3 protein-coding genes are annotated in these 4,857 nt (G+C 66.6%); all 3 read right to left on the bottom strand.

Features of this window, described 5'->3' with window-relative positions; translation table 11 throughout:
* A partial coding sequence (gene creD / locus JOZ79_RS11555; RefSeq protein ID WP_294074273.1) for a cell envelope integrity protein CreD occupies positions 1 to 1,333 on the bottom strand: 1,333 nt, incomplete at its 3' end.
* An 87-nt stretch (positions 1,334 to 1,420) separates the two neighbouring features.
* The gene (locus tag JOZ79_RS11550) at positions 1,421 to 2,320 is read right to left on the bottom strand and encodes a Gfo/Idh/MocA family oxidoreductase (protein WP_294074271.1); all 900 of its coding nucleotides are present in this window, start codon (positions 2,318 to 2,320) and stop codon (positions 1,421 to 1,423) included.
* Between the two features lie 110 nt (positions 2,321 to 2,430).
* On the bottom strand, positions 2,431 to 4,857 hold a 2,427-nt coding region (locus JOZ79_RS11545), incomplete at its 5' end, for a TonB-dependent receptor (protein WP_294074269.1).

Below are 4,857 nucleotides of genomic sequence, written 5' to 3'. Positions count from 1 at the left end.
CCTCCGACCGCGCGCCCCAGTCGATCCGCCGAGTCGCATACATCACGCCCGCCAGAGCGGCGAACAGCAGCAGCGACCCGATCAGGAGTGCGAACGCCTCCAGGCTGATCAGCACATAGAGAACCGCATAGAGCCCGATCAGAAGCGCCCCGATGAAGGCTGCCCGCCGCCAGCTCGCGAGCACCGCCGCGGCATAGGCCGTGTTCAGCCCGGCAATCGCGGCCGCCGCGAGGACGTAGGCCGGCGCAAAGCCGATCACCTCCGCAAACGCGAGAAGAAGGACGAAGAACAGGACCAGTGCCGCGCCCATCAGCAGATATTCGACGCTCGACACCCTGACCCCGCCGATGACGTCGAACATGAGCAGCGCGAGGAAGGTGAAGCCGATGAACAGAAAACCGTATTTCGTCGCGCGATTGACCTGCGAATAGATATCGACCGGCTGGATCAGGCTGATTTGTGCGACCTGGGCGTCGTTCTGATCGCTCTGCCTGGCGTTGGGATCGATCGTGTCGGCCAGAGATCGGCCGAGCGCGAGGTTTCCGATCCGGTAGGTTGCGTCGAAACCCTTGTCCGATACCTGCCGGTCGCCGGGTAGGAAGTCGCCGCCGAAGCTTGGGCTCGGCCAGGGCGAATGGACGGTCCAGCGCGTGTCACCCGACAGGGGCGCAAGGCTCAGCGTCTCGTTCCCGCGGATGCCGTATTCGAATCCGACCGTCAGCGGCTTCGAGGCAAGACCCGTGGCATCGGTCGGCGCCAAGAAGCCGCGACCGCCGGCGCTGCCGCCGCCCGGCTGGAGCCGGAGCGCGACGCCGTTGGCGACCACCTTAGGGTTGCTGCCCAGCCCGCGCGCGTCGCTGACCGAAAAGCGCAGCTCGGCGCGGGTCAGGTCCATTTGCGCGGGGTCGACACCGGTTTGGCCCAGGTCCGGTGGGAAGGCGAACCGGGCTCGTCCTGACATCGTGGCATCGTAGATGACCGCCTGATAGATCGACCGCTTGCGAAGCTGCGGCTGCAGGCCGGTCGTCATGTCGAGGATCTCGGGAGCAAGCTGAAGCTCCCGCTCGACCGTGCTGGTGCGCGTGACGCTCTGACCGCTCTCGACGGAGGTCGTCGTCGCGCTCGTCCGGTATGGGATGACGAGCACCGGGCCGCCGATCACCTGCTGCCCACCCCAGCCCGAGGTGATCGACTGCATCGCATCGCTGGATTCGGACTGCCGCCCGTAATTCAGCAGGTAGATCGAGAATAAGGGGATCGACAGCAGGAAGCCGATCCCGATCGCCAGCATCAACTTGAAACCCGGTGTGCGCGTCCCGCCTATTCTTTCCACGTCCCATTCTCCGCCTGTTGCCCGGCCGAAGTGGCGGGCTCGGCGGTGAGCGTCATGAGCAGCGGGTGAGCAATCGGTGAGAGAAGGTCAGTTCGCCTCTGCGTGCGTGACGATGGCCTCGCACAGCCGGTGGGTTGCCAGGATGTCGGCCGACGCCGTCCGCCGCCCTTCGCGAACCCCATCGAGGAAGTCGGCGCACATCGCCTCGAACCCGCGCTGCCGGCCGACCGAGGCCCAGTCCGGGCGCCGTTCGACGGTCTCGCGACCCTCGACTGCTTCGCGGCGTTCGGAAAGGTCGAGCACGGATCGCCTCACGCCGCCGCCAACGACGTCCAGGCGTTCCTCGTCCAGGCCACTGGCGCGGCTCATGCTGCCGACGGCGCAATGCCCGGCCGACGCCAGCATGACCGTGGCCGACCGCAACAGGCCACCCTCGACAAGAGTCTCGATCGAGACCCGCTCGGGGGGTGCGGGTGCAAGGAACTGCAGAGTGTCGACGACATGGATGAAGTCATCGAACACTGTTCGCCGCGGCGTATCGAACGGTCCACGCCGATGCTTCTGCATCAGGCAGAACTCGCGCGGCCGGTTGCGAAGTGCCGCATAGCCCGGCGCGAACCGCCGGTTGAACCCGACCATCAGCAGGCGGTCCGCCGCTTCCGCCAGCGCCACCAGTTGCGCTGCCGCGTCGAAACTGTCCGCGAGCGGCTTGTCGACAAACACGGATACGCCCGCGGCCAGCAGCTGTCTGACCAACGCCGGATGAGCCTCCGTTGCCGCATGCACAAGCGCCGCATCGAATTCCCCGGTCGTTAGCGCCTCTTCCACGGACGAATGGAGGTTCGTGATCCCGTAGGCCGCGCCGACTTCCGCCAGGGCCGAGCGGTTCCTAGTGGCGAGGTGGAGCTCCAATCCGGACATGGGCCCGAGGACCGGCAGATAGGCTTTGCGGGCGATATCCCCAAGCCCAGTCACCAGCACCCGCATCGCCGCGCTCCACCCGTTACGAGGGCCGCTATGCGCGACCCTCGCGCGGCCGGCAATCGGCGGAGCTCCCCCGCCTGCTCGCCAGGCGGGAGGCTCCGGTTGCCGATGCCTTACTGCAGCTTCGCCGAAATCCGCGCGTAGATGTAACGGCCCGGGATATCGTAGAGGTTCGGGTCGTAGTTCGGGATGCCGCAGGTCGTGCAGGTCGGAGGATCGCGATCGAAGATGTTGTTGACGCCGACCGCGAGGCCAAGCGTCCGCATGAATGCCGGCTGCCACCGGGCCTGAGCGTCGAAATAGGTCCGCTCGGCGATCGTGTGACCGTCGCTCTCCTTCATCTTCGAAATGAAGCGCCCGGTGAAGGTCGCGCCGACATCGCCCAGCGTCCAGTCGATCGCATCGACGATCTTCACCCGCGGATAGCCGTTGTACGGGCTTCCGATCTCGGTTCCGCGGCGATGCACGACCTGGGTTCCCGTCGCGGTCGGGATCAGCTCGTCATATTTGCCGAGGAAGCTGTGGTTGGCGGTCAGCACGAACTGGCCGATACCGGTCCTCGGCAGGCGGGCGCTCAGGTTCACGTCGATGCCGTTGGTGCGGATGCCGCCGATGTTCTGAAGCACGCCCTGAATCTGCGTGATCTGGCCCGACGAGGTGCGCGGCACGGCGGCGCAGGCGACAGGATCGTTGTTGATGTAGCAATTGGCGAGGATGGTCGCCGGGTCGACCTGCTGGATCGCTCCGTTGACCGAGATCCGGTAATAGCTGATCTCCGCCGACACCCGGTGCCCGAGCGCTGCGGGGCTGTAGACAGCGCCAAGCACCAGGCCTCTCGACGTTTCCGCCTTCAGTGCCTGGTTGCCGCCCGTCACGACCGAAATCTGCGGGTTGTTCTGCTGGTATCCGGCCGGAACCCCATGCGCCGCGCAATTCGCGAGGACGCTTCCGGTCGGGCTCGCGCTCGCCGAGCAGGGGTCGGTCAGCTGGGCGTCGAAGCGCGTCTTGCTGCCGAACAGCTCGCCGATCGTCGGCGCCCGGAAGCCGGTGCCGTAGCTCGCCCGGAACCTGAGGTCGGGGATCGGCGTGATGTTGGCGCCGACCTTCCACGTGGTCTTGCTGCCGGAGGTCGAGTAATCCGAATAGCGAGCCGCCGCCGTCACATCGAGGATGGTGAGGATCGGCGCGTCGAGCTCCGCATACACCTCCTTGACGTTATAGCCGCCGCGGGTCGGCTGCGCCGGGATGTCGGCGGTGAAGCCGGCCGCGGTGATGGGATCCGGGTCGAACCGGCCCTTGAGCTTGCGATATTCGGCGCCCGCCGCAAGGCCGAGGTCGCCGCCGGGCAGGCTGAACAGCTTGCCTGAGATATTGGCCGAGCCGCCCCACATGTTCTGGCTGGAGCTGTCGTGCTCGACGTAGCCGACATAGTCGAGCATCGCCGGGGTGACTGAACCTTGGCCGCCGAAGATGTCGAACGGCACGCAGCCCGCCGTCGCCTGGCAGGTCGCGACCGGGCCCAGCGCAATCGCCAGCTTTTGCGCGTTGACGTCGCCGGTGAACGCCTGCGTCGCCTTGTTCCGGCCCCAGATGCCGTTGATGTCCCAGAACCAGTCGCTGCCGCCAAGCGCGACCTTCCCGTCGAGTGTCGCGGTCCCGTAATAGGTGTCGACCTTCTGGGAATAGCGGCGCGGGCCGGCCTCGACGAGGCGCTTGCCGATGAAGCTGTAGTTCGGTGTGTCGCCGTTCGGCGTCCCGTCCAGGTTCACGCCCGAATAAAGCGTCCCGAACGGGTTGTAGGGGTTGCTCCCGTCGATCGTGATCCGGTCGAGCAGGTTGCCGTTGCCGGCGTCCGGACCGACGAACAGCGGCAGCGGCGCCGCCTGGTTCTTCGAATCGCGGCGATTGTACAGGCCCTTGATCGTCAGGTGCGTGTCGGGAGTGATCTCCTGCCGGACGTTGACGAAGCCGCCGATGCGCCTGACCGGCGTCAGCAGGTAGTTGTAGGGCGCGAAGTTGAACCGGTCGGCCGTCGTGAACGCCTTGAAATCGCTGGCGGGATCGGTCGGGTCGGCCGGGTTGTAGACCGGGACGCCGCCGATGACCGGCTGGCGGAGGGTCAGGTCCTGGCCAAGCACGATGAAGCGCGCGTTCGGCGTTCCCGACGAGCAGCCGCCGGCGAGGCAGCTGGTGCCATAGGGTGTCGGGTAGGCGGAAATCGCGCGGTCGCGGGCGAAGACGGGGTTGTTCTTCACATAGCCGACGCCGGCGACGATCTGGGTCCGCTTGCCGATGCCGTTGCCCCAGCTCAGCTGGTAGTTCTGCGAGAAGCCGTCGCCCTCGTCATATTCGCCGACCTGCGCGCTCGCCTGGAAGCCGGCCTGCTCGCGCTTGGTGATGATGTTGACGACGCCGGCGATCGCGTCCGATCCGTAGATCGCCGAGGCGCCGTCCTGGAGGACTTCGACGCGCTCGATCATGCTTTCGGGGATGGCGTTCAAGTCCACCGAGCCCGGGACGCCCGAGGCCGAGGCTCCGTT

This window comes from Sphingomonas sp. (assembly GCF_019242355.1).
Taxonomy (GTDB): Bacteria; Pseudomonadota; Alphaproteobacteria; order Sphingomonadales; family Sphingomonadaceae; genus Sphingomicrobium.
This window is presented reverse-complemented; position numbering and strand designations above follow the sequence as displayed.

Bases quoted from the DNA above. Each gene is read 5' to 3' on its own strand.
- JOZ79_RS11550 (WP_294074271.1), bottom strand. From the start codon at position 2,320: ATGCGGGTGCTGGTGACTGGGCTTGGGGATATCGCCCGCAAAGCCTAT.